The organism is Roseovarius sp. MBR-78, from assembly GCF_040547535.1.
GTDB lineage: Bacteria > Pseudomonadota > Alphaproteobacteria > Rhodobacterales > Rhodobacteraceae > Roseovarius.
In genome coordinates this window covers 201,156-226,946 of sequence record NZ_JBEPPX010000002.1, presented here as the reverse complement: position 1 = coordinate 226,946, position 25,791 = coordinate 201,156, and the positions used below count along the sequence as shown (strand labels likewise).

Genomic DNA, 25,791 nt, shown 5'->3' with positions numbered 1-25,791 from the left:
CGGCCTCACTCCCACCAGCGGTCGACGGTGGCGATATCGGCATCGGACCATCCGAAATGGTGGGCGAATTCATGCACCACCACATGTTCTACCAGATCGCTCAGCGCCACGTCGCCCCGCTCGCGCCACTCGTCAAGGATCGGTTCGCGGAAAATCCACACCGTATCGGGGCCAAGCGGCTGATCGAACTGCGATTTCTCGGTGAGCGGAATACCCTCGTAAAGCCCGGTCAGATCGCGCGCGTCGTCGATCTCCAACTCCGCGAGGATATGCGCGGGCGGCCAGTCCTCGATCAGCAGCACGACTGCATCCGCTGCCGCCCGAAAATGGGGCGGCAGCGTGTCGATGGCGGCCTGCGCGAGGCGCTCGAACTCGGCGAGGGAGGGGGCTGCACGATCCATCCCCGTCCTATCGGGCATGGCGCGGGATTTGTAAATCCGCCCCCGTCTCCCGCTCTCGGGCGTCAGAGCAGCAGCTGATAGCTCATCGGCTGATAGCGATAGCCCGCGCCGGTATCCTCGACATAGCCGATACCGGGCCACGGCATGTGATAGCCGACAAAGGGGATGCGGTCGGCGGCCATCATCGCCAGAAGCCGTTTGCGCGTGGCCGCCGCCTGCGCCTTGTCCATGTCGAATTTCACCTCCCAGTCGGGATGGGCGAGCGACCAGACCGGGTGATTGGCGAAATCGGCAGCAAGAAGGAGCTGCTTGCCCTCGCTTTCCAGCATGAAGCCGGTATGGCCGGGCGTGTGGCCGTGGGCGGCCATCGCGGTGATGCCCGAGGCCACGCTGTCGCCGTCGCCGATCATGCGGGTGCGCTCGGCCAGCGGGCGCATGTTGCTGTCGAAACGCGCGTTCCCGGCGGCGGCCCAATGGTCGAACTCGGTGGCCGAGGTGGTGTACTCGGCATTGGGAAATGTCGGTGCATCGCCGTTCATCAGCCCGCCGATATGGTCGCCATGCATATGGGTGATGACGACGTGATCCACCTGATCCGGGCTATAGCCCGCCGCCGCCAGCGCGCCGGTGATGCCGGGGGCGTCAAGCCCGGTATCAAAGAGGATCAGCGCCGCGCCGGTATTGACCACCGTGGGGGTAAAGAAGAACTGCGCCGCATCGGTGGGCAGGTTGGCGGCCTCGGACACGGCGTTGAACTCCTCGGCGCTGACATTGAGGCCGAAAATGGAATGCGGATCGGGGCGCGGCGCGGTGGCGGCCAGAAGCGTCGTCACCTCGAACCCGCCCAGCGTGACGCGGTTGAACCGGGTCGTGCCGGTGCCCATCATCGGGGCCGTGGCGCGGGCGGCCGTGGCTGCGGCAAGCGGCAGCGCGGCAGTAGCGGCCATGAGGCCGCGGCGGGTGATTTTTCCTGTGGTCATCATAGGCTCCTGATTGCTTACAAGCGGCGCGGGGGTAGCGCCCAACGCTGTTAGATAGAGCGTAGCGCGGATAAGGCACGCCGCGGTGACGCTCACGCGAAGTTGATCGCTCTTGCAGCAGTGCGGGACAGGCGTAGCATGCGCCCATGCTTGGCATCCTCACACACCGCGATTTCGCCCGCCTCTTCGCCGCGCAGGTGGTGGCGCTTCTGGGCACGGGCCTGCTGACCGTGGGGCTTGGCCTTCTGGCCTATGATCTGGCGGGGGCGGCGGCGGGGATGGTGCTGGGCACGGCCTACACGGTCAAGATGGTGGCCTATGTCGGGCTGTCGCCCATCGCGCAGGCCGTGGTGCAGCGCCTTCCGCGCAAGGCGGTGCTGATCGGCACCGACCTGATCCGCGCGGGCGTGGCGCTCTGCCTGCCCTTCGTCACCGATCTGTGGCAGGTCTACGCGCTGATTTTCGTGCTGCAAGCGGCCTCGGCCACCTTCACCCCGGCCTTTCAGGCGGTGATCCCCGATATCCTGACCGATGAGCGCGAGTATACCCGCGCGCTGTCGCTGTCGCGCATGGCCTATGATCTGGAAAATCTGCTCAGCCCGGCGCTGGCGGGCGTGCTGCTTCTGGTGCTGAGCTATCACTGGCTGTTCCTGGGCACGGTCGCGGGCTTTCTGGCCTCGACCTGGCTCGTCTGGCGCGCGACGGTGCCGCCGGTCGTGGGCGGCACGGCGCGCCCCTTTCGCGAGCGGCTCACGCGCGGTGCGCGCATTTATCTGGCGACACCGCGCCTGCGGGGGCTTTTGTCGCTCAACCTCGCGGCCTCGGCGGTGGGGGCTTTCGTGCTGGTCAACACCGTGGTGCTGGTGCGCGTGGATCACGGCGGCGATGAGAGCGCGCTGGCGGTCGCGATGGCGGCCTTTGGCGCGGGCTCGATGGCGGCGGCGCTGATGCTGCCGCGCTTGCTGGAGCGGGTGGGCGACCGCCCGGTGATGCTGGCCGGCGCAGGGGCGCTGGTGGCGCTGGCGCCGGCGCTTGGGGCCGCGCTCTGGGCGGGGCAGACCCCGGAATGGGGGGCGTTCCTCGCGCTTTGGGTGCTTATCGGGTTTGCCTATGCGGCGATCCTCACGCCGTCGGGGCGGCTTTTGCGGCGCTCGGCGCACCCGCAGGACCGGCCCGCGCTATTCGCTGCGCAATTCGCGCTGAGCCATGCCTGCTGGCTGCTCACCTATCCCCTCGCGGGGGTGGCGGGGCGCTGGCTCGGGATGGGGCCTGCGCTGGTCATCGCGGGGCTGGTGGCGGCGCTGGGCCTCGCGCTTGCGCTGCGGCTTTGGCCTGCGGGGCAGGCGCGTGCGCCGCTGCACGATCACCCCGACCTGCCCCCGGATCATCCGCATTTGCGCACCCACGGGCAGGGCAGGCACGCCCATACCTATGTCATCGACGATCTGCACCGCCGCTGGCCCTGAGCGCCATTCTGGACAAACACCCCCGCCTGTGACAAAGCCCCGGCCATTGTCAGGAGACGCCCATGACCACCACCCGCTTTGCCCCTTCGCCCACCGGCTATATCCATGTCGGCAACCTGCGCACCGCGCTGATGAACTATCTCATTGCCCGCAAGGCCGGGGGAACCTTCATCCTGCGCATCGACGATACCGACCCGGAGCGCTCGAAAGAGGCCTATGTCGACGCGATCAAGCAGGATCTCGATTGGTTGGGCCTGCATTGGGACCGGGTGGAGCGGCAGTCAGAGCGCCTTGACCGTTATGCCGAGGCCGCAGACCGGCTGCGCGGGATGGGCCGGTTCTACGAGGCGTTCGAGACGCCGACCGAGCTTGACCTGAAGCGCAAGAAGCAGCTCAACATGGGCCGCCCGCCGGTCTATGACCGCGCGGCGCTGGCGCTGTCGGAGGAAGAGCGCGCGCGGCTGCGCGCCGAGCGGGGGGCGGGCGTGTGGCGCTTCAAGCTCGATCAGGAGCGGATCGTCTGGCCCGACGGTATCCTTGGCGAGATTTCCATTGATGCGGCCTCGGTCTCGGACCCGGTGCTGATCCGTGCCGACGGTCAGGTGCTCTATACGCTGGCCTCGGTGGTGGATGATATCGAGATGGGGGTCACGGATGTGGTGCGCGGCTCGGACCATGTCACCAACACCGCCACGCAAATCCAGATCATCAAGGCGCTGGGCGGCACGCCCCCGCGTTTTGCGCATCACTCGCTTCTGACCGGGCCGCAGGGCGAGGCGCTGTCGAAACGTCTTGGCACGCTCAGCCTGCGCGACCTGCGCGCGCGGGGGATAGAGCCGATGGCGCTTCTGAGCCTGATGGCGCGGCTTGGCTCGGCCGATCCGGTGGAGTTGCGCAGCGACATGGCAGACCTGATCGAGGGGTTCGATATCGAGCGTTTCGGCGCGGCGCCCACCAAGTTCGACGAAAACGACCTCTTCCCGCTCACCGCGCATGTGCTGGCCGCAAAGCCCTATGAGGCGGTCGCAGATACCATCGCGGCGCTGGGCGTGCCCGATGATCTGGCGCGGCAATTCTGGGACGTGACGTGCGAGAACATCACCACGCTTGGCGATCTTGACGGCTGGTGGCGGCTCTTTCGTGACGGGGCAGAGCCGGTGATTGACGAAGAAGACCGCGATTTCGTCGCACAGGCGCTGGCGCTCTTGCCCGAGGGGCCGCTTGACACGGACAGTTGGGGCAAATGGACCGCCGCCGTCAAGGCCGCGACCGGGCGCAAGGGCAAGGGCCTTTTCATGCCGCTCCGCAAGGCGCTGACCGGGCAGGCGCATGGCCCCGACATGGCCCGCGTGCTGCCGCTCTTGCAGGTGATCCGCGCCAAGGGCTGAGAGGGGGCACCGGGGGCGGGGCAGGGGTGTTCCAAAGCCACCTCGACATGGCGGTGTAGCGCCCCATGCGCCCCCCGCCATCGGCAGATGATGGAGCGCGGGCGCGCGCTGACAGACCGGTATCTCGCCCGGCCTCGACCATGGACAGGCTCGCCGCCCCATGCCACCATATCCGCGCATCGTGTAAAAGGAGACAGGGTGGACCGCTTTCGCCTTTCGGCCCTGGTCATGGGCCTGCTGGAATTCTGCCGTCAACTCTGGCTCCGGGTCAGCCTCTATGCCGTAGTCGCGGTGATCGCGGCGGCGGTCGCGATCCTGCTCGAGGATCGGATTCCGTCCGGGCTGCGCGACCGCGTGACCCCCGAGGCGGTCATGCCGATCCTGACCATCCTCGCGTCGGGGATGCTCGCGGTCAGCACCTTCTCGCTCAACGTCATGCTGACTGCACACAACGCGGCGGCGGGAAAGACGACACCGCGCGTCTACCGGGTGCTGCTTGCCGACACCACGACCCACAAGGCGCTCGCGGCCTTCATCGGTGCCTTCGTCTACGCGCTGACGGCGATCATCCTGTTCAAGGCCGGGATCTATCCGGCGGCGTCGAGCGTGCTTGTGCTCGGCTTCACCGTCGCGGTGGTGGTGCTGGTGATCGTGCAACTGCTGCGCTGGATCCACCACCTGAGCGGGATGAGCAGTCTTGACGCTACGCTCGACACCATCGAGACCGAGGCGCGCGGCTGTCTCGAGCGGGTGCGCCGCCACCCGGCGCTTGGCGGCTCGGTGATGACCGCCGGGACGGTGATCCCGACCGGGGCGCAGCCGATCCACGCCACTGCCACCGGACATGTCCAGACCATCGACACGCCGCGCCTGCACGCGATGCTGGCGGCGCGAGGGGCGCAGGGGGCGCAAGGCGCGCTGGTCTATCTTCGGGTGCGGCCCGGCGATTATGTGGTGGCGGGCGAGACCATCGGCCAGGCAACCGGTCTCGACGAAGCCGCGCGCAGGACGGTGGCGGGCCATCTCGTGGTCGCCGCGCATCGCAACTTCGCCCAGGACGCAAGCTATGGCCTCTTGCTGCTGTCGGAGACCTCGGCGCGCGCGCTATCGCCGGGAATCAACGATCCGGGCACCGCCATCGCGGTGATCGCGCGGCTGGAAAAGCTGCTCCTCGACTGGGCCCATGCCACGCCCGCGCCGGGCGGGCCGCTTTTTCCACAGATTTTCCTGCCAGATGCGTCGCGTCACGCGATGATCGAGAATGCCTTTGCCCAGACCGCGCGCGACGGCGCAGGCCAGATCGAGGTGGCCGAACGGCTGCGCGCCGCGCTCTTGCGGCTATCGGGCGCACCCGACCCGGCGTTGGCGGAAGCGGCGCGCGCGATGGCAGGCCGGGCGCTTGAACACGCAGAGGTCACGCTCCGGCTGGAGAGTGAGCGCGCGCGCCTGCGGGCGGCGGGCGGCGGGATCAGCTTTCTGTTCTGAGTTGCGCGGGGAGGGGCAGGAGGCGAAGATCCGCTCAAGGCCAGTCCCGCACCCTCACGCGCCCATCCGGGCCTCGGCCAGCGCCTGCGGTAGCCGCTCTGCCAGAACCGCCATTTCGTGCGCGGGGCCGCAGCTTATGCGGATGCAGCGATCCTGCGGCGCGACGAAGGGCATCCGCACGAACACGCCCTGCGCCACCAGCGATTGCAGCACCGCCCGCGCGAACGCGCCATCCCGCCCGCAATCCACCGCGACGAAATTCGCCGCCGAGGGCAGGGTGGCGAGGCCGTTTCCCTCGGCGATGCGCGCGATCTCTGCCCGCGCGCGGCCCACCTCGGCCTGCACATGTGCCAGCCACGCGGTATCGCGCAAGCCCGCCAGCGCGCTGGCCTGCGCCATCCGGGTCATGCCGAAATGGTTGCGCACCTTGTCGAAAGCGGCGATCAGCCCCGCCTCGGCCACCGCATAGCCGATCCGCGCGCCTGCCATCCCGTAAGCCTTGGAGAAGGTGCGCAGCCGGATCACGCGGGGGTCATCGGCGGCGATGCGCGGCGCGGTGCCCTCGGGGGCGAATTCGATATAGGCCTCGTCGAGGCACAGGAGACATCCCTCCGGCAAGGCATCGAGCGCGGCGGTCACATCTGCGCCCGCCACCCACGACCCCATCGGATTGTCGGGATTGGCGAAATAGACCAGTTTCGCGCCGACCTCGCGCGCGTGGGCGATGAGCGCGGGCAGGTCCTCGGCATCGGCGCGATAAGGCACCTTGTGCAGCACCCCGCCGAACCCCGTCACATGGTAATTGAAGGTCGGATAGGCCCCGTCCGAGGTTACCACCGCATCGCCGGGGGCGATGAGCAACCGCACCAGATTGCCCAGAAGCCCGTCGATCCCCTCGCCCACCAGCACGTTTTCCAGCGCCACACCCATATGCGCGGCCAGCGCCGCGCGCAACTCGTGGCTTGTCGGGTCGCCGTATTTCCAGACCTCCGCCGCCTCGGTGCGCATCGCCGCCAGCGCCGCAGGCGAGGGGCCAAAGAGGTTCTCGTTCGCCCCCAGCCGCGCGGCAAAGGGCGCGCCGCGCGCGCGCTCTTGCTCCTCGGGGCCGACAAAGGGCACGGCGGCGGGTAGGCTCTGGATCAGCGGGGTGTAGCGTGGATGGGTCATGGGGCCACAGATAACGGCAGCCGGGGCGGCGCGGCAAGGGCCTGCCGTCACGTTCCTCTGGCCTCGCGCGCAGCGTGCATGTTTCATGGCGGCCAAAGGAGGACCGCCCATGCCCCGCGTCACCACCGAGATCAAGGGCCATATCGCCCATGTCACCCTCACCCGCCCCGACAAGATGAACGCCGTCGATCCCGAGATGGCCGAGGCGATCGTGGCCGCCGGGCACGCGCTGAGGGGCGAGGATATCCGCGCCGTGGTGCTGTCGGGCGCTGGGCGGGCGTTTTGCGCGGGGCTTGACGTGATGAGCTTTGCCGCGCTGGCAAAAGGTGATCCCGAAGCGTTGATCATGCCGCGCAGCCACGGCGATACCAACCTCTTTCAGGAGGTGGCGATGGTCTGGCACCGCTTGGCCGTGCCGGTGATCGCGGCGCTGCACGGTGCGGTCTATGGCGCGGGGTTACAGCTTGCGCTCGGCGCCGATATCCGCATTGCCGCGCCCGAGACGCAGCTTGCCATCATGGAGATGAAATGGGGGCTGATCCCGGACATGGGCGGCATGGCGCTTTTGCCGCGCCTCACCCGTTCGGACGTGATCCGGCACCTGACCTATACCGCCCGCCCCATCCCCGCCGCGCAGGCCGCAGCCTGGGGCCTTGTGACCGAGATCGCCGAGGACCCGCTGACCGCCGCGCAGGATCTGGCGCGCGACATCGCCGGGCGCAGCCCCTCGGCGATGCGCGCCGCCAAGCGGCTCATTTCCGTGGCCGAAAGCGGCGCGTCGGTGGCGGATGTTCTGATGGAAGAGAGCCGCGAACAGGCCGCCCTGATCGGCCAGCCCGACCAGATGGAACAGATCGCCGCCAACATGGCCGGGCGCGCCCCGGTCTTTGGCGGCGCGGGCGGGTGAGGGGGCGCGTTACCCCGCCGCCGCGACGCGTGCGAGATGGTGGTCGGTGAGGGCCTGCGCCTCGGGGCAGGGCGGCTGGTGGCGCGGATAGCGCGGCGCGGCGCGATCATCGAGCACGGGGGCGTGCCAGCCATGGGTGCTGTCGAAAAACCGCGCCACGCCGCCCTCGCCGAACTCGCGCAGATAGCCCGTCACCACCACGTCGAGATAGCTCAGCAGGATCGGATGCGCGCGGTCGGGCGTGCCGTGCCGACCCTCGGGGATGGTATAGACCACGATTTCGGGCTCATGGGGCAGATCGTGACGCACCTGATGGGCGGCGGGCACGCGGGTATAGGCCGCCTCGCGCGCGTCGAGCGCGGGCCAGTCGGCCCCCGGCACCGGGGCGATCAGCCCGTCAATCGCGGCGCGCGCGTCGGGCACCACCGTCAGATAGGCGACGGGCCGCAGCGCGGTATGCCGCCACACCCGCCGCCATCCGGTGAGATGCGCCGGGTGCGCGCCCGCAAAATCATGCGTCGCCCGGTTCACGAGGCTGCCATAGCCGAAAAAATATGCATCCTGCGCCAATGTTTTTTCCCCGATTTGATTTGTATCAAGGCCTCCACGCATATTCGGCCCAAGATCACGGGGTTTCAAGCGAAGGCGTGCCCCATGCGGATCACCAAACGAACCAATATTGCCATCAGGCTTCTGATGTTCTGCGCAGTCAACCCCGACCGGCTGGTCACCAAGACCGAGATTGCCGAGCGTTGCAACACCTCCGAGAGCCATCTGGCGCAGATTATCAACCGTCTGGGGCAGCTTGGCTTTCTGCGCACGCAGCGCGGGCGCACCGGCGGTGTGACGCTGGGCCGCCCGATGTCAGAGATCCGCGTCGGTGACGTGTTTCGCCAGCTTGAGGAAAACGTGCCACTGGCCGAATGCTTTGCTGATATGGACAATACCTGCCCCCTCAAACCCGCCTGCCGCTTGCGCGCCGCGCTTAGCGATGCGGTCGAGGCGTTCTATGCGCGGCTCGACAAGGTCACGCTCGATGCGCTGGTCTGTGGCAACGAGGCGCTGTTTTCGATCTTTGAGACGCCGCCCTGTCTCAAACGGGCTTGAACGCGCAGGCGCAGTATACTAGCGTCCACCGCAATCGGACAGGGAGAACCGGCCGTGCGCCGGTGCCGAAGGAGCAACCGCCCCGGAAACTCTCAGGCACAAGGACCTGCCCGATCACGACACTCTGGAGAGACCCCGCTTGCGGGGCGCCGACGGGATAGCGATCTCAGGCCAAAGGACAGAGGGGGCATCGAGGCGCGGGCCTGTTGGGGCATTGCGTTTAATCGGTGCCGGTGCGACCTTCAAAGCGGTCCGGCCCATGAGATGAGGGAGAACCCGGTGTCCGATCTGAACGTCACGCCGCTCAATGCGCTGCATCACGAGCTTGGGGCAAAGATGGTGCCCTTCGCGGGCTACGAGATGCCGGTGCAATATCCCATGGGCGTGCTCAAGGAACACCTGCATTGCCGCGCCAAGGCGGGGCTGTTTGATGTAAGCCATATGGGGCAGGTGATCCTGCGCGCACCGGGGGGATATGCCGAGGCCGCAACCGCGATGGAGCGGCTCGTGCCGGTCGATCTGCTGGGCCTTGGCGAGGGGCGGCAGCGATATGGCGTTTTCACCAATGAGGCGGGCGGCATCCTTGACGATCTGATGATCGCCAACCGGGGCGATCACATGTTCGTCGTGGTCAATGCCGCCTGCAAAGCGGATGACATCGCCCATATGCGCGCGGGCCTGCCTGCGGTGGCGATAGAGGAGATCACCGACCGCGCGCTTCTGGCGCTGCAAGGTCCCGCCGCCGAGGCGGTGCTGGCGGCGCTGGTGCCCGAGGTGGCGGCGATGCGATTCATGGATGTCGGCGTTTTCGACTCGGGCTTTGGCACGCTGTGGGTTTCGCGTTCGGGCTATACCGGCGAGGACGGGTATGAGATTTCGGTGGCCGAGACGCAGGCCGAGCCGCTGGCGCGCGCGCTGCTGGCGCATGAGGATGTGGAACCCATCGGCCTTGGCGCGCGCGACAGCCTGCGGCTGGAGGCGGGGCTGTGCCTTTATGGCCATGACATCGACACCACCACCACCCCGGTCGAGGCCAGCCTGAACTGGGCCATCCAGAAAGTGCGCCGCGCGGGCGGCGCGCGGGCAGGGGGTTTTCCGGGGGCCGACAGGATATTGTCCGAACTGGCCCAAGGCGCGCCGCGCGCTCGCGTTGGGATCATCCCCGAGGGCCGCGCACCGATGCGCGAGGGCACGGCGCTTTTTGCCGCCGCTGACGGGGGCGAGGCCATTGGCCACGTCGCCTCGGGCGGCTTTGGCCCCACCATCGAGGGGCCGATGTCGATGGGCTATGTGCCCCGTCCCCTCGCCACCCCCGGCACCACGCTATATGGAGAAGTGCGCGGCAAGCGACTGGCCGCAACGGTCACCGCGCTGCCCTTCACCCCCGCCCGTTTCAAACGCTGAGCAACACGGAGAGACCTGCGATGAAATTCACCGAAGAACACGAATGGCTGCGCGTCGAGGGCGATCTTGTCGTCGTCGGCATCACCGAACACGCCGCCGAGCAACTGGGCGATGTGGTCTTTGTCGACCTGCCCGAGGTGGGCAAGGCCGTCACCAAGGATGACGAGGTCGTGGTGATCGAGAGCGTCAAGGCCGCCTCGGACATCCTCGCGCCCATTGACGGCGAGATCGTCGAGGTCAACGAGATGCTGGCGGACGAGCCGGGCAAGGTCAACGACGATCCGATGGGCGATGCCTGGTTCTTCAAGATCAAGCCCGAAGACCCGAGCCAGATGGACGAATACCTGGACGAGGCGGCCTACAAGGCCCTCATCGGCTAGGCGCGTTTCCCGCCGGGGATGCCTCCGCCGGGGATATTTTCGGCAAGATGAAGCGGGGCGCGCCGCGCGTCTCGGGACCCATGCGTGATGGAGAGTGCGATGCCCTTCAAGCCCACCGATTACCTGCCCTATGATTTCGCCAACCGCCGCCATATCGGCCCCTCGCCCAAGGAAATGGCGGGGATGTTCGAGGTGCTGGGCGTCGGGAGCCTTGATGCGCTCATCGACGAGACGGTGCCGAAATCCATCCGGCAGGAGGCCCCGCTCGATTTCGGCAAGGCCAAATCCGAGAGCGAATTGCTGCATCACATGCGCATCGTGGCGTCAAAGAACAAGGTGCTGACCTCGCTTATCGGGCAGGGCTATCACGGCACGGTCACGCCGCCCGCGATCCAGCGCAATATCCTGGAAAACCCCGCCTGGTATACCGCCTACACGCCCTATCAGCCGGAAATCAGCCAGGGTCGGCTTGAGGCGCTGCTGAATTTCCAGACCATGGTGAGCGATCTGACGGGGCTGGAGATTGCCAATGCCTCGCTTCTGGATGAGGCGACGGCGGCGGCCGAGGCGATGACCATGGCGGGGCGCGTGGCCAAGTCCAAGGCGCGGGCGTTTTTCGTGGATGAAAACTGCCACCCGCAGAATGTCGCGGTGATGCAGACCCGCGCCGCGCCGCTGGGGATCGAGGTGATCGTGGGCGCGCCCGAGGCGTTGGAGGCCGAGAAGATTTTTGGCGCGATTTTCCAGTATCCCGGCACGCATGGCCATCTGCGCGATTTCTCGGGTGAGATCGCGGCGCTGCATGGCGCGGGCGCCATCGGTATCGTCATTGCCGATCCGCTGGCGCTGACGCTGCTGAAAGAGCCGGGCGCGATGGGCGCGGATATTGCCGTGGGCTCGACGCAGCGCTTTGGCGTGCCAGTGGGCTATGGCGGGCCGCACGCGGCCTATATGGCCTGCCGCGACGCCTATAAACGCGCCATGCCGGGGCGCATCGTGGGCGTCAGCGTGGACAGCCACGGCAACCGCGCCTATCGCCTCAGCCTGCAGACCCGCGAGCAGCATATCCGCCGCGAAAAGGCCACCTCGAACGTGTGCACCGCGCAGGCGCTTCTGGCGGTCATGGCCTCGATGTATGCGGTGTTTCATGGCCCCCAAGGGCTGCGCGCCATCGCGCAGCGCATCCACCGCAAGACCGTGCGTCTGGTCAAGGGGCTGGAAGCGGCGGGGTTTCATGTCGAGCCGGACAATTTCTTTGACACGGTCACCGTCGATGTCGGCCTGCTTCAGCGCGGCGTGCTGCAATCGGCGGTGCGCGAGGGGGTGAACCTGCGCCGCGTGGGCGAGACGCGCATCGGCATCACGCTCGATGAGCGCACCCGCACCAAGACCGTCGAGGCGGTCTGGCGCGCCTTCGGCATCGTCATGGAGGACAGCGATTTCACCCCCGAATACCGCCTGCCCGAGAGCCTTGCGCGCAAGAGCGATTACCTCACCCATCCGATCTTTCACATGAACCGCGCCGAGACCGAGATGATGCGCTACATGCGCCGTCTGGCGGATCGCGATCTGGCGCTGGATCGCGCGATGATCCCGCTGGGAAGCTGCACGATGAAGCTCAATTCCGCCGCCGAGATGATGCCGGTGAGCTGGCGCGAGTTCTCGCTGCTGCATCCCTTCGCCCCCGCCGATCAGGCGCTTGGCTACAAGGAGATGATCGACGATCTGTCGGCCAAGCTGTGCGACATCACCGGCTATGCCGCCATTTCCATGCAGCCCAATTCCGGCGCGCAGGGGGAATATGCGGGGCTTTTGACCATCGCCGCGTATCACCGCGCGCAAGGTCAGGGTCATCGCAAGGTCTGCCTGATCCCGGTGAGCGCGCATGGCACCAATCCGGCGAGCGCGCATATGGTGGGCTGGGACGTGGTGGTGGTGAAATCCGCCGAAAACGGCGATATCGATGTCGAGGATTTCCGCGCCAAGGCCGAGAAGCACTCGGACAATCTTGCCGGCTGCATGATCACCTACCCCTCGACCCATGGTGTGTTCGAGGAGACCGTGCGCGAGCTCTGCGACATCACCCACGAACATGGCGGGCAGGTCTATATCGACGGGGCCAACATGAACGCCATGGTGGGTCTGTCGCGCCCCGGCGATCTGGGCGGCGATGTGAGCCACCTCAACCTGCACAAGACATTCTGCATCCCGCATGGCGGCGGCGGTCCCGGCATGGGGCCGATCGGCGTCAAGGCCCATCTTGTGCCGCATCTGCCCGGCCATCCGGCGACGGGCGGAGCCGAGGGACCCGTGAGTGCCGCGCCTTTTGGCTCGCCCTCGCTCTTGCCGATCTCATGGGCCTATTGCCTGATGATGGGCGGTGCGGGGCTGACGCAGGCCACGAAGGTGGCGATCCTCAACGCTAATTACATCGCCAAGCGGCTGGAGGGGGCCTATGACGTGCTCTACAAGGGCCGCAATGGCCGCGTGGCGCATGAATGTATCCTCGACGTGCGCCCCTTTGCCGAGAGCGCGGGCGTCACGGTCGATGACATCGCCAAGCGGCTCATCGACTGCGGCTTTCACGCGCCGACGATGAGCTGGCCGGTGGCAGGCACCCTGATGGTGGAGCCGACCGAGAGCGAGACCCGCGCTGAATTGGACCGGTTTTGTGACGCGATGTTGGCCATACGCGAGGAAATCCGCGCCATCGAGGAGGGGCGGATTGATGCGGAGAACAATCCGCTGAAGAACGCGCCGCACACGATGGAGGACCTCGTGCGCGACTGGGATCGGCCCTATAGCCGCGAACAGGGCTGTTTCCCGCCGGGGGCGTTCCGCGTCGATAAATACTGGCCGCCGGTCAACCGGGTGGACAATGTCTATGGCGACCGCCACCTTGTCTGCACCTGCCCGCCGCTCGAGGATTATGCCGAGGCTGCGGAGTAGGTGCGCGTGCCGGGGATAGGGATTGCCCTATCCCCGCCCTACCTAGGCCAGATCGGCGAAATGGTCGCGCAGGGCGGCCCATGTCGCCTCACTCGCGGCGCAGAGCAGCAGCCCCTCGGTGATCGCGCAGTTGTAATCGCGCCCGTCGAGCATCCGCGCCACCCCGCCCGCGCGCTGGCAGATCAGCACGCCCGCCGCATGATCCCACGGGTTGAGCCGGTCCGACAGCGTGAAATCCACAGCACCCTGCGCCAGCAGCCGGTATTCGTGGCACGAACAGCGCAGCGCGGTGACCTGCCCGAGGGCAGCGAGGCGTGGATAGATCGCCTCTTGCCGGTCCTGCGCCATCAGCGCGGTGTGGATATAGCCGTGCAACTCCGCCAGCGCGCCCCCCGCCGAGGTGGTGGCCGCGCGCTCTGTGCCATTGGCCGCGATCAGCCGCGCGGGGGCGGTCTCGTCGGCAATGATCCAGTCATCGGATATCGGATCGTAGAGCAGGCCGAGCACCGGGCGGCCAAAGCGTGTGACCGCCACGATGACGCCAAAGAGAGGCAGCCCGTGGACGAAATTCCAGGTGCCGTCCACCGGGTCGATTATGATGGCAAGCTCTGCCTCGGCGACCTCGTCGCGCAGGCCCGGTTTCGCCGCCACCGCCTCTTCGCCGACGATGAGCGCGTGCGGAAAGAGCCGTTGCAGCCCGCGCGCGATCATCGCCTCGGCGGCGTGGTCGGCCTCTGTCACCAGATCACGCGGCCCTGATTTCGTCACCGCCTCGGCGCGCGAAATCGTGCGGAAGCGTGGCAGAACCTCGGTGCGCGCGGCGCGGCGGACGAGATTCACCAGCGCGCATTGCTGCGCCGGGCTGAGGGGCGCGGAAAGCGCGATGGGGAGCGAATCGGTCATGGGCAATCCTTCCTGTCTCGGGGGGTGATTGCCAGCCGGATGGCCTGAGTTCAACGCGGCGCTTTGGTCGCGGGCGTGGCGATACGGGTATTTGGACCAAGCAGAAGGCGCGGCGCTATTCCTGCGCGCGCAGCACGCGGGCGGGGCGCGCGGCGAGGGGCCCGAGGGCATGGCCAAGCCCCGCCAGAAGCGTGACGCCGGTGCCGCCCGCGATGATGCCGAGCGCCGAGGGCCAGATCACCGAAAATTCCGTTTCCATCACGAAGCGGCTGACCGCCCAGCCGCCCAAAATCCCCGCGCCCAGCGCCACAAGGCCTGCGGCGGCCCCGAGGATCAGCGCCCGCAGCGCCAGCCCCACGAGGATGCGCGCGCGTGTGGCGCCCAGCACCTTGAGGATCGCGGCCTCATGGCGGCGCGCCCGCGCATCCGCCGCCGCCGCGCCGATCAGCACCAGGAACCCGGTCAGAAGCGTGACCGAGGCCCCCCATGACGTGGCCGAGGCGAGGCTTGCCAGCAGGTCGGTCACGCGCAACAGCGCATCGCGCACGTTGATGGCGGTGACATTGGGATAGCGGTCGGTCACGTCGCGCAGGATCGCCTCTTCGGTGGCGGGGCTGTCGGCATAGACCGTGGCGATAAAGCTGTGCGGCGCGCCCGCCAGCGCCGAGGGGTTCATCAGCAAGATAAAGCCCATGCCGACGCTGGAGAAATCCACCTCGCGCAGCGAGGTGATCGGCGCGGTGATGTCGCGCCCGAGGATGTTCACGGTGATCTCGTCGCCGATCCCGATCCCCATCTCGGCGGCCTCTTCGGCGGCAAAGCTGAGCTGTGGCGGCCCGTCATAGCCCGCGCCCCACCACGCGCCTGCGGTGATCTTGGTGCGCGCGGGCAGCGCGCCCGCGTAGCTCACCGCGCGGTCACCCTCGACCACCCAGTGACCGGGGGCCACCTCGCGCGCGGGGCGGTCGTTGATGCGCGAGATGATGCCGCGCAGCATCGGTGCGTGATCGACGCGCGAGACGCCGGGATCGGTCTCGAGACGCTCAAGGAACCACGCCACCTGATCCTTTTGCAGATCGACGAAGAAAAACGACGGCGCGCGTTCGGGCAGATCGCCGGCGATGGCGCGGCGCAGGTTGCCGTCGATCTGTCCCACGGCGGCCAGCACCGACAGGCCCAGCCCCAGCGCCAGCATCACCGGCCCCGCCGTGCTGCCGGGGCCGCCGATCGCGCCCAGCGCCCAGCCCAGCGCGGGCCGCCCGCGCAGCCGGGGCCGCCACGCGCGCGCAGCCCCCACCACCGCTGCCGCCGCCAGCCACAGAAGCGCCCCCGCCCCGAGAATGCCCGCCGCCGTCCAGAGCGTGAGCCGCGGATTGCCCGAAAAGAGCGCCGCCGCCGTCACGAGGAGCGCAAAGAGCGCGGCGGTGGCCAGCACCCAGCGCCAGCCGGGCCAGCCCTCGTTGGCCCCTGTCGCGCCCCGATAGAGGGCGGCGGCGCGCACCTCGCGCACCCGCGCCAGCGGCCAGAGCGTGAAAATGAGCACGCTCAGCACCGAGTAGAGCGTGGCCTCGATCATCGGCGCGGGATAGGCCGCAAAGACCGCAGGCACCGGCAGCCGCGCGGATATGAGCGGCCCGAGCGCCACCGGCAGGCCCACGCCAAGGATCAGCCCGCCCGCGATGCCCAAGAGCGCCAGCACCGCGACCTGCAGGAAATAGATCATGAAAACAGTGGCCTGATCGGCCCCGAGCGTGCGCAGCGTGGCGATCACATGGACCTTTTCGGCGAGATAGGCGCGCAGCGCCGCCGAGATGCCCACGCCCCCCACGGCAAGCCCCGACAGCCCCACCAGCACCAGGAATGCGCCAAGCCGGGTGACGAATTCCGCCACGCGCGGGCTGGCGTTGCGGGCGTCGTTCCAGCGTGCGCCGCTGCCCGAAAGCTCTGCCTCGGCGCGGGCGGCGAGGGTGTCGAGATCGGCCCCCTCGGGCAGATCAAGCCGGTAGCGCGAGGTGAAAAGCGAGCCGGGCGAGAGCAGCCCCGAGCCATCGAGCGCCGATTTCGCCACGATGCTGCGCGGCCCGAGGCCAAAGCCCGCGCGCGAGGGATCGGGCTCTCGGGTGATCGTGGCCATGAGGATAAAGCGTTGATCGCCAAGGCGAAACCCGTCTCCCACCGCAATGCCGAGCCGCGTGGCAAGCACTGGCTCCATCACCGCGCCGGGCAGGCCGCCCGATCCGGCAAGCGCCGTGGCCAGCGCCATGTCGGGGGCAAGGCCAACCGTGCCGACGAGGGGATAGGCGGCATCCACCGCCTTGACCTGGGTCAGTTCCCGCGCCTCGCCCGCTACCGCCATCGACCGGAAATCGGCGATCTCGGAGAGGCGCGTGGCGGTGCCTTCCATCCATGCCCGCTCGGTTCGGGACGCAAACCGATAGGTCAGCTCGATCTCGGCATCGCCGCCCAGAAGCTCTGCGCCTTGGGTGGCCAGCCCCGTGCGCACCGCCTCGCGCAGGGTGCCGACGGCGGCGATGGCCGCCACGCCGAGGATCACGCAGCCCAGAAAGATGCGAAAGCCGCGCAGCCCGCCGCGCAACTCGCGCGCGGCAATCCGGGCCGCGACCGCCACGCTCATGCCGCCGCCGGGGCGATGCGCCCGTCGATCAGGCCGATCACGCGGTCACAGCGCGCGGCAAGGGCGGGATCGTGGGTGACAAGCACCAGCGTCGCGCCGTCGCGGTCGCGCAGCCCGAAGAGAAGATCGACGATCCCCGCGCCGGTGGCGCTGTCGAGATTGCCGGTCGGCTCGTCTGCGAGGATGAGATCGGGGCGCGGCACGGCGGCGCGGGCCAGCGCCACGCGCTGCTGCTCGCCGCCCGAAAGCTGTGCGGGGTAGTGGCCCGCGCGCGCGCCAAGGCCCACGGCGGTCAATTCCTCCATCGCGCGCGCGCGCGCATCGCGCCGCCCTGCGAGTTCGAGCGGGGTGGCCACGTTTTCCAGCGCCGTCATGGTGGGGATAAGGTGAAACGACTGGAACACCACGCCGACATGCGCGCGCCTGAGCCGCGCCAGCGCATCCTCGTTCATCGTGCCGAGATCCTCGCCAAAGGCGCGCACCGTGCCGCCCGTGGCGCGCTCCAGCCCGCCCATAAGCATCAGGAGCGAGGATTTGCCCGAACCCGACGGCCCGACAAGCCCGATTGTCTCTCCACGGTGGACATCGAGCGAGATCGCGCGAAGTATCTCGACAGGGCCGGTATTGCCATCGAGCGCAAGCCGGACATCGGTCAGGGACAAAAGGGGAGAGCTCATGCGGTCATGCCTGTTTTTCAAGTGTTTTCCAAGATATGGGGTGTCGCGGCACCTGGGCAAGGCGCTGGCGCTCATTCTCGGGCTGGCGGTCTCGGTGCCGCCGGTGCAGGCGGGCGGGCCGGTCACGGTGCTGGCGCTGGGCGACAGCCTGACGCAGGGATACGGGCTGCCGCAAGAGGACGGGCTGGTGCCGCAATTGCGCAGGTGGCTGGCGGAGCAAGGGATCGCCGCCGAGATCGTCAATGGCGGCGTGTCGGGCGATACCACGGCGGGCGGGGCCGCGCGGGTGGGCTGGAGCCTCACGCGCGAGGTGGACGCGATGATCGTGGCGCTGGGCGGCAATGACCTCTTGCGCGGGATCGACCCGGATGTGAGCCGCGCCAATCTCGATGCGATCCTGCGCGAGGCGGAGGCGCGCGATGTCGCGGTGTTGCTGGTGGGGATGCGCGCGCCGGGCAATTTCGGGGCCGATTACAAGGCCCGGTTCGATGCGATCTATCCCGAGCTTGCCGAAACGTATGGCACGCTGCTGGCCCCCGATTTCTTTGCCGGGCTGGGAGAGGGCGACCCGGCGTCGCTGCAACGGTTCTTTCAGCGCGACGGCATCCATCCCAACGCGACGGGCGTGGCGCGGATCGTCGCGGCGCTGGGGCCGCATGTGGCCGATCTGATCGCGGCGGTCGAGGCGGGCATGCCCAAATGAGAACGGGCCCCGCGAAGGGGCCCGGTTCAACCGTCTCGCCATGGGCGGGTGGTCCGCTCAGGCGAGCGAGAGGTTTGCTGCCGATTGACGACCGTCGCGGCCCGACTCGATGTCGAAGGTCACTTTCTGGTTGTCAGCAAGACCGGTGAGGCCCGCGCGCTCGACTGCGGAGATGTGGACGAAAACGTCCTTGCCGCCGCCATCAGGTGCGATAAAGCCGAAACCCTTGGTGGTGTTGAACCATTTCACTGTGCCAGTAGCCATTTGCCCTGAACTCCTATTGTATGCTGCCCGCTTTATTGCGGCAGCCCGGCTCGTCGTCGTGCAAGATCGAGTGACTGAGCCGTAGGGAACAGGTGGTCGATAGCCGTAACGTTAGCGAGAGCAATATGGGGCCAGTGCGCGGCAAACGCAAGGCGTATCGTGCAGCGGCGCGAGAATGTCACGAAATGGTCAAAGCACGGTGACGACGGTGCCGAGGGGCACGCGCTCGTAGAGATCCTGCACATGGGCGTTGATCATGCGGATGCAGCCATTCGAGACCGAGCGCCCGATGGAGGCGGGCTGATTGGTGCCGTGGATGCGGTAATAGGTGTCGCGCCCGTTCTGGAAGAGGTAAAGTGCGCGCGAGCCAAGCGGGTTCTCGGGCCCGCCGGGCTGCACATAGCGGTTGCCGATAAAGCGCTCGTAGGCCTGCGGCTCGCGGGCGATCATCTCGTCGGTGGGCCGCCATGTCGGCCATGTCTTCTTGGCGTCGATGGTGGCCGTGCCGGTGAATTCCAGCCCCGCGCGCCCGACACCGACACCATAGCGGCGCGCCTCGCCGGGGGCGGTCACGAAATACAGAAAATGCGCGCGCGGCAGCACGATCAGGTGCCCGACCGCGTAGGGACCGACGAAATTCACCTGTTGCGGCGCGAATTTCGGGTCAAGCTCGACGGCGCGGGCGGTGCCGGGTATCAGCGCGGGGGCGGCCAGCGCGGCCAGCCCCGAGGCGAGAAGGGAGCGGCGGTCGATCATGTCATGGCCTCCTTGCGAGCGGTGCTGGTGACTATATGGCGCGTCCGGGCGGTGATTTAAGTCAAATCGGGGTGAGCGCGGCAAAATTCTTGGTGCCGTGGCCCCTGCGTATCGAGTCGCTGCGCTCAGATCGCCGCCCAGTCGTCAAAGCGGAACGGCAGCGGGCGGCGATGCCAGGGCGGGCGCGGGTGGCGGGGGGCGGTCTTGCGGCGGGTCATGGTGTGGCTCCTGTTGCTGTGTGACATCGAGGTGGGGGCCACGCCGCACCGGCACCAGAGGCGATAGGGCGAATGTGAGCCGGTGTGAGAGGGGGCGCTCGAGCGCGCCCGGTGGTCAACATCCGGCACGCGGTGCCCGATGTGGCGCGGGGCGCGGCTGACTGTCGGCACTGGCCATGCCCGGCCATCCGGGGCATGACAGGGCATGGAACCCTGGATCATCCTCTCGGTTGCGGCGGCGGCGTTTCAGACGCTGCGCTTCATGCTGCAAAAGCATCTCAGCATGGGTGCGCTCAGCCCCGGCGGCGCGACGCTGGCGCGGTTTTTCTACTCTGCGCCGTTCGTGGTCACGCTGGTGCTCGGCTATCTCTGGGCCTCGGGTGCGGCCTGGCCCGGCTACACCCCGGCATTCTGGCTCTATGCGGTGACCGGCGGCCTGTCGCAGATCCTCGCGACGTGGTGCGTGGTGGCGTTGTTCGCCGAGCGCAATTTCGCCGTCGGCATCACCTTCAAGAAAACCGAGGTGGTGCAGACCGCCATCGTCGGCCTTGTCATCCTTGGCGACCGAATTTCGGTCTGGGGGATGGGGGCGATCGTGCTGGGCCTGGTGGGCGTCTTGATCCTGTCCGACACGCCGGGGCCGGAGGGGCGCTGGTGGCGGCGTCTGGGCAATCGCGCGGCGCTGCTCGGGCTGGCATCGGGGGCGTTTTTCGCCGTTTCGGCGGTGGGCTATCGCGGGGCCACGCTGGAGGTCGCAAGCGACGATGCGCTGTTGCGCGCGGGGCTGTCGCTGGCGGTGGTGACGGTGATGCAGGCGGCGGGGCTCGCGCTGTGGCTGATGTGGCGCGAGCCGGGGCAGGTGAGCCGCGTGATCGCCGCGCGGCGCACCGCCGTCTGGATGGGCCTCACCGGCATGGCCGGGAGCCTGTGCTGGTTCACCGCCTTCACGCTGGAAAACGCGGCGATGGTCTTTGCCGTGGGCCAGGTCGAGGTGATCTTTTCGCTGGCGGCCTCGGTGCTGTTTTTCGGCGAGCGGATCACCCGGCGCGAGGTCTGGGGGATCGTGCTCGTCACCCTGTCGGTGATCGCGGTGGTGATGTTGCGGTGAGGCGGGGCGGGTGTGGGCCGGGAGGGGGTGTTTGCATGCTTTCCCCCGCGCGGCTCATCGCATCCTATGGAATGGCAGCAACAGGCTCGAAACCGCCTCCTCCCTCACGCGGCCCCCGCCCCGTTGAGCCGCAGAAACAGGCTTTCCTCGTCGTCATTGCGGAAAAACGGCACCGAGGCGGGCGGCGTTCGGTCATGCGCGCGCGCGGCCACCTCGGCCAGCACCACCTCGGTGATGAAGGGCAGATCGAGGCTGCGCACCTCGGCCAAGGGCACCCATTGCAGGTGGCTCAGTTCCTCGCAGGCATCCGAGAAATCGTCGGGATCACCGGCAATGGCCTCGGCATGAACCAGAAAGAACCGCGCATCGAACCGGCGCGGGCGGCCCGGCGGGGTGATCGCGCGAAACACGAATTGCAGCGCATCGGCCACCGGCACGAGCCCGCGCGCGGCAAAGCCCGCCCAGTCGGGCGGCACCGCGCTGGGCCATGTGCCGGGCGCGCCGAGGGCAAGGCCGGTTTCCTCCCACAACTCGCGGATGGCGGCGGCGGCGAGCGCATGCGCGAGATCGCCCGCGCAATCCTCGCGCAGCCGCTCGGCACAAATCGGCGGCAGGGGCCGCGCAAGCGGCACGCCCGCATCGCTCGCATCGACCGCGCCGCCGGGAAACACCACCTTGTTGGGCATGAAGGCCGCCGTCGCCCCGCGCTGCCCCATCAACACATGCGGCGCGCCTGCGCGCTCGCGCAGCACGATCACCGTGGCTGCATCGCGCACCGGCACCGCGCCTGTCTGCGTGTCATTCATATGCCCCTCCTGACGTGGCGGCGCGTCAGTCACCGCCCCCGAACCCATGCATCCTCTTGGCCCATTGTAACCCGACCATCGCCCCCTTGAGCCGGGGCAGAAGGTAGAGCGACAGCGCGATGGTGCCAACAGCGAATGTGGTAAACAAGACCAGCGGCTCGGGCCGCCACGTCTCGAACACGATCATCAGGAGCGGGGCCATCAGATGCCCCACGATCAGGATGGTGAGGTAAGCGGGGCCGTCATCGGCGCGCTGATGGCTGAGATCCTCGCGGCAGACCGGGCAATGATCGCGCACGGTGAGATAGCTGCGCAACAGCGGGCCGCTGCCGCAATTGGGGCATTTGCCGCGAAAGCCGCGCAGCATGGCGCGGCGGGTGTTGCGCTCGGCCCCGGTGATCTCTGTTACGGTGGTGTCGCGCATGTATATCCCCTCGCGGCTGGTTGCGCAAACATGACTCGCCATGCGCATAATTTGAAGGTGACAGCCTGTCCTTGCGGCGTGATGTCGCGCGCGGGCGGCAGAAACTTGCAAAATAAACGGGCAGTCCGCGCCGGAACGCCGTGGGAGATGCGTATCAGCTTGCAGGTGCGCAGGAAAGAGGCTGCACCGCGACCATGACAGGACACACCCCAAGGAGGGATCACGATGAAACATACCGGGCTGATGGCAGGGCTGGCACTGGCAATAGCGCTGGGCGGGCTGAGCGAGGCGCGCGCGCAGATGCAGGGCGAGGGCCAAACTGGCGGCATGGGAGCTGGCGGCATGGGGTCTGGGATGCACGGCATGGCGGGCGGCGACATGGCCACGCGCTTCGCCGAGGCCGATGCCGATGGCGATGGCAAGGTATCGCGTGACGAGATGGTGGCGCGCATGACCGCGCAGGCGACCGAGCGTGTCGAGGCGCGCGCGGATCGCATGATCGCTCATCATGATGCCGATGGCGACAAGATGCTGACGCTGGAGGAAATGCAGTCCGGCATGGGCGGGCGCATGTTCGGGCGGCTCGACGCCGATGGCGACGGCATGATCTCGCGCGAGGAATTCGCCAAGATTCGCGAGATGCACCAGATGCAGGGGCGCGGTCAGGGTGGCCATCACGGTGCCGGGCAAGGTGGCAAGCATGGCGGCAAGCATGGCGGCCAATATGGCGGCCAACAGGGCCGCATGAGCCATCACGGCATGGGTATGGGTGAGGGTGGCGTGGTCATCCACAATCACTATTACCAGAACTGAGCCATTCGCCCGCCGCCCGTGACACGGCCCCTGACACGGCTTGTGACATGGGCGGCGCGGCCCTAGCCTGATGCGCATGACCATGCCGCTTGATGACCGCAGCGACCTGCCCGACGAGGATTTGCTCGCGGCCTTTGCCGCGGGCGAGGCGGCGGCGGCGCGGGTGCTGACGCTGCGGCTTGTGCCGCGGGTGCTGGCCCATGCCGCGCGGCTTCTGGGCAACCGGGCCGAGGCCGAGGAGGTGGCGCAGGAGGCGATGCTGCGGCTTTGGCGGCAGGCCCCGCACTGGCGCGCGGGCGAGGCGCGGGTCACGACATGGCTTTACCGGGTGGTGGCCAACCTGTGCATCGACCGGCGGCGTCGGGCGCGCGGCGGCACGGTGGCGCTCGACGCCGTGGCAGAGCCGCCCGATCCCGGCCCCGACGCCCCCGCGCGGATGCAGGACGCCGCCCGCGCCGAGGCATTGCAGGCCGCGCTCGCGGATTTGCCCGAACGACAGCGGCAGGCGGTGGTGCTGCGCCATATCGAGGGGCTGGCCAACCCCGAGATCGCCGCGATCATGGAGACCACCACCGAGGCGGTCGAAAGCCTGACCACGCGCGGGCGGCGCGCGCTGACGGCGGCGCTCGTCATGCGCAAGGAGGATCTGGGATATGTCGATGACTGACAAGGACAGGCAGGAGCAGGCGGCGCTGGAGCCGTTCTTTGCCGCCGCGCAGCGCGCGGCACCCGCCCCGTCGCCCGATTTGCTGGCGCGGGTGCTGGCGCAGGCAGAGGCCGAGCAGGCGCGGTTTGCGCCCCCCCGGCCCCGGCAACGGCCATGGCTCGGGCTTACCGCGCGCATCCGGCAGGGGCTGGGCGGCTGGCCCGCGCTGGCGGGGCTGGCGGCGGCGGGGCTGGCGGGGGTGTGGATCGGGCTGGCGCTGCCCGAGGTTGTGATCGCAGGCGGCGAGGCCGATTACCTGGTCGATGTCGCGCCCGATATCGCCTTTGATACAGCGGGGGATTTCTGATGTCGCAAGAGATATCACAGGGGCGCGGCTGGCGGATCGTGCTGATCGTGTCGCTGGCGTTCAACCTCGCCGTTGCGGGGGCGATCGGCGGCTGGGTGCTGCGCCACGGGATCGGGCCTCATGGGCGCGATGCACCGCATTCCGCGCGGCTGGCAAACCTTGGCGGGCCGCTTACCCATGCGCTCAATGCCGGTGGGCGCGCCGCCATCGCCGCGCGGCTGCGGGCACAGAGCGCGGCGCATGAGGCCCGCCGCGCGGCGCTGCGCGAAGGCTTCGACGCGCTGCTGGGGGATCTGCGCGCAGAGCCGTTTGATCCGGCGCGGGTGGCCGCGCGTCTTGAGGCGCAGCGCGCGCAGGTGGCGGGCCGGTTCGAGGCCGGGCACGCCGCGTTGGTGGCGCATCTCGCACAGCTAAGCGCGCCCGAGCGCGCCGCCTATGCCGACCGGCTCGAAGAGCAGGTGAGCCGCTGGCGGCATCATGACGGGCACCATCGCCGGGGCACGCCCTGAGCGGAGCGCAGACCGCCCAATACCCCCGCCACGGGTGCCGCGGCCCGGATTCGGGGCAAAGCCGGGGCTGGTCATCGTGGTCGGGCGCGGCTATGAAATCGCCCATGTTGAACATGATCGAACATGGCCACGCCACCGACGCGCCCGGATTGCTGATTGCACACGGGCTTTATGGCTCGGCGCGCAACTGGGGCGTGATCGCGAAACGGCTGTCGGAAGGCCGCCGCGTGGTCGCGGTGGATATGCGCAACCACGGCAACAGCCCGTGGTTCGACACGCATGGCTACGAGGACATGGCGGGTGACCTCGCGCAGGTGGTGCGCGCCCTGGGTGGCGCGTGGGATGTGCTGGGCCATTCGATGGGCGGCAAGGCGGCGATGATGCTGGCGCTGCGCCACCCGGATCTGGTGAACCGGCTGATCGTGGCCGATATCGCGCCGGTGGCCTATCCGCATTCGCAGATACAATATGTCGAGGCGATGAAATCGGTCGATCTTGGCACGGTGGAGCGGCGCTCGGACGCGGGCGCGCAGCTATTGGAGGTGGTGGACAATCCCGACCTCGTGCCGTTCTTCCTCCAATCGCTCGACGTGAAGGCCCGGCGCTGGATGCTCAACCTTGATACGCTGGCGCGCGAAATGCCGAAAATCCTCGGCTTTCCAGAGGTGTCGGCGGTCTATGACGGCCCCACGCTCTTTCTCGGCGGGGCAGAGTCGGACTATATCGCGCCCGCGCATCGCCCGGCGATCAATGCGCTCTTTCCCGCCGCCCGTTTCGCGCGCATCCCCGGCGCGGGCCATTGGCTCCACGCCGAAAAGCCGCGCGAATTCGAGGCGGCGGTGCGTGGGTGGCTCGACAGCTAGGCGCGCTCAGCGGTCCTCGTAGAGCCTTGCAGCCACCAGCCATGTCACCGGAATGGCCGCCACAAAGCCAAGCGCGGCGGCGATCAGGATCGGGCGCACCGTGTCCTGCCCCATCACCAGCGCGGCGATGACCGCAGAGCCGGCAAGGGTGGAGCCGATGAAGAGATGCAGGATGAAACCAAGGCGCAGCATTGGAGGTCTCCGGGGGTTGAGGCGCGTCGTGGCACAGGATAGCGGCCGCGCCGGGCGGGTGCCTTGATCTGGGTCAGGCCAGAATCGCAATTGCGACGCCCCATGTCGCGCTGTATCAAGGCACCATGCAAACAGGAGACAGACATGAAATACGTTATCGTTGCGCTGGTGGCCTTGGCGGGCCTTGCGGGGTGTGAAACCGTGGAGGGCGCTGGGCAGGACATCCAGAAAGCCGGAAAGGCGATCCAGAAAACGGCGAACTGAGCCGGGCGG

The 25,791-nt window shown here is 68.1% G+C and carries 28 protein-coding genes and 1 riboswitch; of the genes, 16 read left to right on the top strand and 12 right to left on the bottom strand.

Annotated elements, in window-relative coordinates; genetic code table 11:
• Window positions 1-5: 5 nt before the first annotated feature.
• Together ABIE58_RS02715 and ABIE58_RS02710 are read right to left on the bottom strand one after the other, a co-directional pair.
• Entirely contained in the window at window positions 6-419 is a 414-nt protein-coding gene (locus tag ABIE58_RS02715; protein ID WP_354543141.1) for a metallopeptidase family protein, read from the bottom strand.
• Window positions 420-463: 44 nt separating this feature from the next.
• Entirely contained in the window at window positions 464-1,381 is a 918-nt protein-coding gene (locus ABIE58_RS02710) for an MBL fold metallo-hydrolase (protein WP_354543140.1), read from the bottom strand.
• Window positions 1,382-1,527: 146 nt separating this feature from the next.
• Between ABIE58_RS02710 and ABIE58_RS02705 the strand changes: the two genes are divergently transcribed.
• The 3 genes from ABIE58_RS02705 to ABIE58_RS02695 all read left to right on the top strand — a co-directional run bounded on the left by ABIE58_RS02705 (window position 1,528) and on the right by ABIE58_RS02695 (window position 5,720).
• On the top strand, window positions 1,528-2,847 hold the full coding sequence (locus ABIE58_RS02705) for an MFS transporter (protein WP_354543139.1): 1,320 nt from the start codon (window positions 1,528-1,530) through the stop codon (window positions 2,845-2,847).
• Window positions 2,848-2,909: 62 nt separating this feature from the next.
• Window positions 2,910-4,235: a glutamate--tRNA ligase gene (gltX, locus tag ABIE58_RS02700; protein WP_354543138.1), complete on the top strand. Its 1,326-nt coding sequence runs from the start codon at window positions 2,910-2,912 to the stop codon at window positions 4,233-4,235.
• Between the two features lie 198 nt (window positions 4,236-4,433).
• Window positions 4,434-5,720, top strand: a complete 1,287-nt coding sequence (locus ABIE58_RS02695) for a DUF2254 domain-containing protein (RefSeq protein ID WP_354543137.1) — start codon at window positions 4,434-4,436, stop codon at window positions 5,718-5,720.
• Window positions 5,721-5,774: 54 nt separating this feature from the next.
• Here the strand turns inward: ABIE58_RS02695 and ABIE58_RS02690 are convergent, their stop codons facing one another.
• Window positions 5,775-6,887, bottom strand: coding sequence for a pyridoxal phosphate-dependent aminotransferase (locus tag ABIE58_RS02690; RefSeq protein ID WP_354543136.1), 1,113 nt, complete (start codon window positions 6,885-6,887; stop codon window positions 5,775-5,777).
• Between the two features lie 109 nt (window positions 6,888-6,996).
• Here ABIE58_RS02690 and ABIE58_RS02685 point away from each other — a divergent pair, with 109 nt between their 5' ends.
• On the top strand, window positions 6,997-7,794 hold the full coding sequence (locus tag ABIE58_RS02685) for a crotonase/enoyl-CoA hydratase family protein (protein ID WP_354543135.1): 798 nt from the start codon (window positions 6,997-6,999) through the stop codon (window positions 7,792-7,794).
• A 9-nt stretch (window positions 7,795-7,803) separates the two neighbouring features.
• Here the strand turns inward: ABIE58_RS02685 and ABIE58_RS02680 are convergent, their stop codons facing one another.
• Window positions 7,804-8,406 carry a gamma-glutamylcyclotransferase family protein gene (locus ABIE58_RS02680; RefSeq protein WP_354543134.1) on the bottom strand — a complete coding sequence of 201 codons (603 nt, stop codon included), beginning with the start codon at window positions 8,404-8,406 and terminating at the stop codon, window positions 7,804-7,806.
• Between the two features lie 42 nt (window positions 8,407-8,448).
• Here ABIE58_RS02680 and ABIE58_RS02675 point away from each other — a divergent pair, with 42 nt between their 5' ends.
• The 4 genes from ABIE58_RS02675 to gcvP all read left to right on the top strand — a co-directional run bounded on the left by ABIE58_RS02675 (window position 8,449) and on the right by gcvP (window position 13,634).
• Complete coding sequence (locus tag ABIE58_RS02675) at window positions 8,449-8,901, top strand: RrF2 family transcriptional regulator (RefSeq protein WP_354543133.1); 453 nt, start codon at window positions 8,449-8,451, stop codon at window positions 8,899-8,901.
• Window positions 8,902-8,931: 30 nt separating this feature from the next.
• Window positions 8,932-9,019, top strand: a riboswitch (glycine riboswitch).
• 161 nt (window positions 9,020-9,180) lie between these two features.
• Window positions 9,181-10,305 carry a glycine cleavage system aminomethyltransferase GcvT gene (gene gcvT, locus ABIE58_RS02670; protein WP_354543132.1) on the top strand — a complete coding sequence of 375 codons (1,125 nt, stop codon included), beginning with the start codon at window positions 9,181-9,183 and terminating at the stop codon, window positions 10,303-10,305.
• A gap of 20 nt (window positions 10,306-10,325) precedes the next feature.
• Window positions 10,326-10,685, top strand: a complete 360-nt coding sequence (gcvH, locus tag ABIE58_RS02665) for a glycine cleavage system protein GcvH (protein ID WP_354543131.1) — start codon at window positions 10,326-10,328, stop codon at window positions 10,683-10,685.
• A gap of 99 nt (window positions 10,686-10,784) precedes the next feature.
• A complete protein-coding gene (gcvP, locus tag ABIE58_RS02660) occupies window positions 10,785-13,634 on the top strand; it encodes an aminomethyl-transferring glycine dehydrogenase (protein WP_354543130.1) in 2,850 nt (949 codons plus the stop codon).
• 42 nt (window positions 13,635-13,676) lie between these two features.
• On the opposite strand, the gene ABIE58_RS02655 is transcribed toward gcvP, so the two are convergent.
• The 3 genes from ABIE58_RS02655 to ABIE58_RS02645 all read right to left on the bottom strand — a co-directional run bounded on the left by ABIE58_RS02655 (window position 13,677) and on the right by ABIE58_RS02645 (window position 17,849).
• On the bottom strand, window positions 13,677-14,537 hold the full coding sequence (locus ABIE58_RS02655; RefSeq protein ID WP_354543129.1) for an inositol monophosphatase family protein: 861 nt from the start codon (window positions 14,535-14,537) through the stop codon (window positions 13,677-13,679).
• A gap of 115 nt (window positions 14,538-14,652) precedes the next feature.
• The gene (locus ABIE58_RS02650; RefSeq protein ID WP_354543128.1) at window positions 14,653-17,172 is read right to left on the bottom strand and encodes an ABC transporter permease; all 2,520 of its coding nucleotides are present in this window, start codon (window positions 17,170-17,172) and stop codon (window positions 14,653-14,655) included.
• The gene (locus ABIE58_RS02645) at window positions 17,169-17,849 is read right to left on the bottom strand and encodes an ABC transporter ATP-binding protein (RefSeq protein ID WP_354543127.1); all 681 of its coding nucleotides are present in this window, start codon (window positions 17,847-17,849) and stop codon (window positions 17,169-17,171) included. The genes ABIE58_RS02650 and ABIE58_RS02645 overlap by 4 nt, the downstream gene beginning before the upstream one ends.
• Between ABIE58_RS02645 and ABIE58_RS02640 the strand changes: the two genes are divergently transcribed.
• Window positions 17,848-18,552 carry an arylesterase gene (locus ABIE58_RS02640; protein WP_354543126.1) on the top strand — a complete coding sequence of 235 codons (705 nt, stop codon included), beginning with the start codon at window positions 17,848-17,850 and terminating at the stop codon, window positions 18,550-18,552. The two genes, ABIE58_RS02645 and ABIE58_RS02640, sit on opposite strands and share 2 nt — an antisense overlap.
• 57 nt (window positions 18,553-18,609) lie before the next feature.
• Here the strand turns inward: ABIE58_RS02640 and ABIE58_RS02635 are convergent, their stop codons facing one another.
• Entirely contained in the window at window positions 18,610-18,816 is a 207-nt protein-coding gene (locus ABIE58_RS02635; RefSeq protein ID WP_354543125.1) for a cold-shock protein, read from the bottom strand.
• Between the two features lie 189 nt (window positions 18,817-19,005).
• Window positions 19,006-19,572 carry a L,D-transpeptidase gene (locus ABIE58_RS02630; RefSeq protein WP_354543124.1) on the bottom strand — a complete coding sequence of 189 codons (567 nt, stop codon included), beginning with the start codon at window positions 19,570-19,572 and terminating at the stop codon, window positions 19,006-19,008.
• Window positions 19,573-19,995: 423 nt separating this feature from the next.
• On the opposite strand from ABIE58_RS02630, the gene ABIE58_RS02625 reads away from it, so the two are divergent.
• Window positions 19,996-20,898, top strand: coding sequence for an EamA family transporter (locus tag ABIE58_RS02625; RefSeq protein ID WP_354543123.1), 903 nt, complete (start codon window positions 19,996-19,998; stop codon window positions 20,896-20,898).
• A 104-nt stretch (window positions 20,899-21,002) separates the two neighbouring features.
• On the opposite strand, the gene ABIE58_RS02620 is transcribed toward ABIE58_RS02625, so the two are convergent.
• Both ABIE58_RS02620 and ABIE58_RS02615 read right to left on the bottom strand, forming a co-directional pair.
• Window positions 21,003-21,704: an NUDIX hydrolase gene (locus ABIE58_RS02620; RefSeq protein ID WP_354543122.1), complete on the bottom strand. Its 702-nt coding sequence runs from the start codon at window positions 21,702-21,704 to the stop codon at window positions 21,003-21,005.
• A gap of 25 nt (window positions 21,705-21,729) precedes the next feature.
• Entirely contained in the window at window positions 21,730-22,128 is a 399-nt protein-coding gene (locus ABIE58_RS02615; protein WP_354543121.1) for a DUF983 domain-containing protein, read from the bottom strand.
• A 225-nt stretch (window positions 22,129-22,353) separates the two neighbouring features.
• Here ABIE58_RS02615 and ABIE58_RS02610 point away from each other — a divergent pair, with 225 nt between their 5' ends.
• From ABIE58_RS02610 to ABIE58_RS02590, 5 genes are all read left to right on the top strand, one after another.
• Complete coding sequence (locus ABIE58_RS02610) at window positions 22,354-22,941, top strand: EF-hand domain-containing protein (protein WP_354543120.1); 588 nt, start codon at window positions 22,354-22,356, stop codon at window positions 22,939-22,941.
• A gap of 76 nt (window positions 22,942-23,017) precedes the next feature.
• Entirely contained in the window at window positions 23,018-23,608 is a 591-nt protein-coding gene (locus ABIE58_RS02605; protein WP_354543119.1) for an RNA polymerase sigma factor, read from the top strand.
• Window positions 23,595-23,954 (top strand): hypothetical protein, encoded by a 360-nt coding sequence (locus ABIE58_RS02600; protein ID WP_354543118.1) that lies wholly within the window; start codon window positions 23,595-23,597, stop codon window positions 23,952-23,954. Before ABIE58_RS02605 ends, ABIE58_RS02600 begins: the two co-directional genes overlap by 14 nt.
• Window positions 23,954-24,463: a periplasmic heavy metal sensor gene (locus tag ABIE58_RS02595; protein WP_354543117.1), complete on the top strand. Its 510-nt coding sequence runs from the start codon at window positions 23,954-23,956 to the stop codon at window positions 24,461-24,463. Before ABIE58_RS02600 ends, ABIE58_RS02595 begins: the two co-directional genes overlap by 1 nt.
• A 104-nt stretch (window positions 24,464-24,567) precedes the next feature.
• Window positions 24,568-25,326, top strand: coding sequence for an alpha/beta fold hydrolase (locus ABIE58_RS02590; RefSeq protein WP_354543116.1), 759 nt, complete (start codon window positions 24,568-24,570; stop codon window positions 25,324-25,326).
• A gap of 6 nt (window positions 25,327-25,332) precedes the next feature.
• Here ABIE58_RS02590 and ABIE58_RS02585 read toward each other — a convergent pair whose 3' ends face one another.
• Window positions 25,333-25,518 (bottom strand): CTP synthetase, encoded by a 186-nt coding sequence (locus tag ABIE58_RS02585; RefSeq protein WP_354543115.1) that lies wholly within the window; start codon window positions 25,516-25,518, stop codon window positions 25,333-25,335.
• Between the two features lie 144 nt (window positions 25,519-25,662).
• Here ABIE58_RS02585 and ABIE58_RS02580 point away from each other — a divergent pair, with 144 nt between their 5' ends.
• On the top strand, window positions 25,663-25,782 hold the full coding sequence (locus tag ABIE58_RS02580; RefSeq protein ID WP_354543114.1) for an entericidin A/B family lipoprotein: 120 nt from the start codon (window positions 25,663-25,665) through the stop codon (window positions 25,780-25,782).
• The last annotated feature ends 9 nt before the right edge of the window (window positions 25,783-25,791 follow it).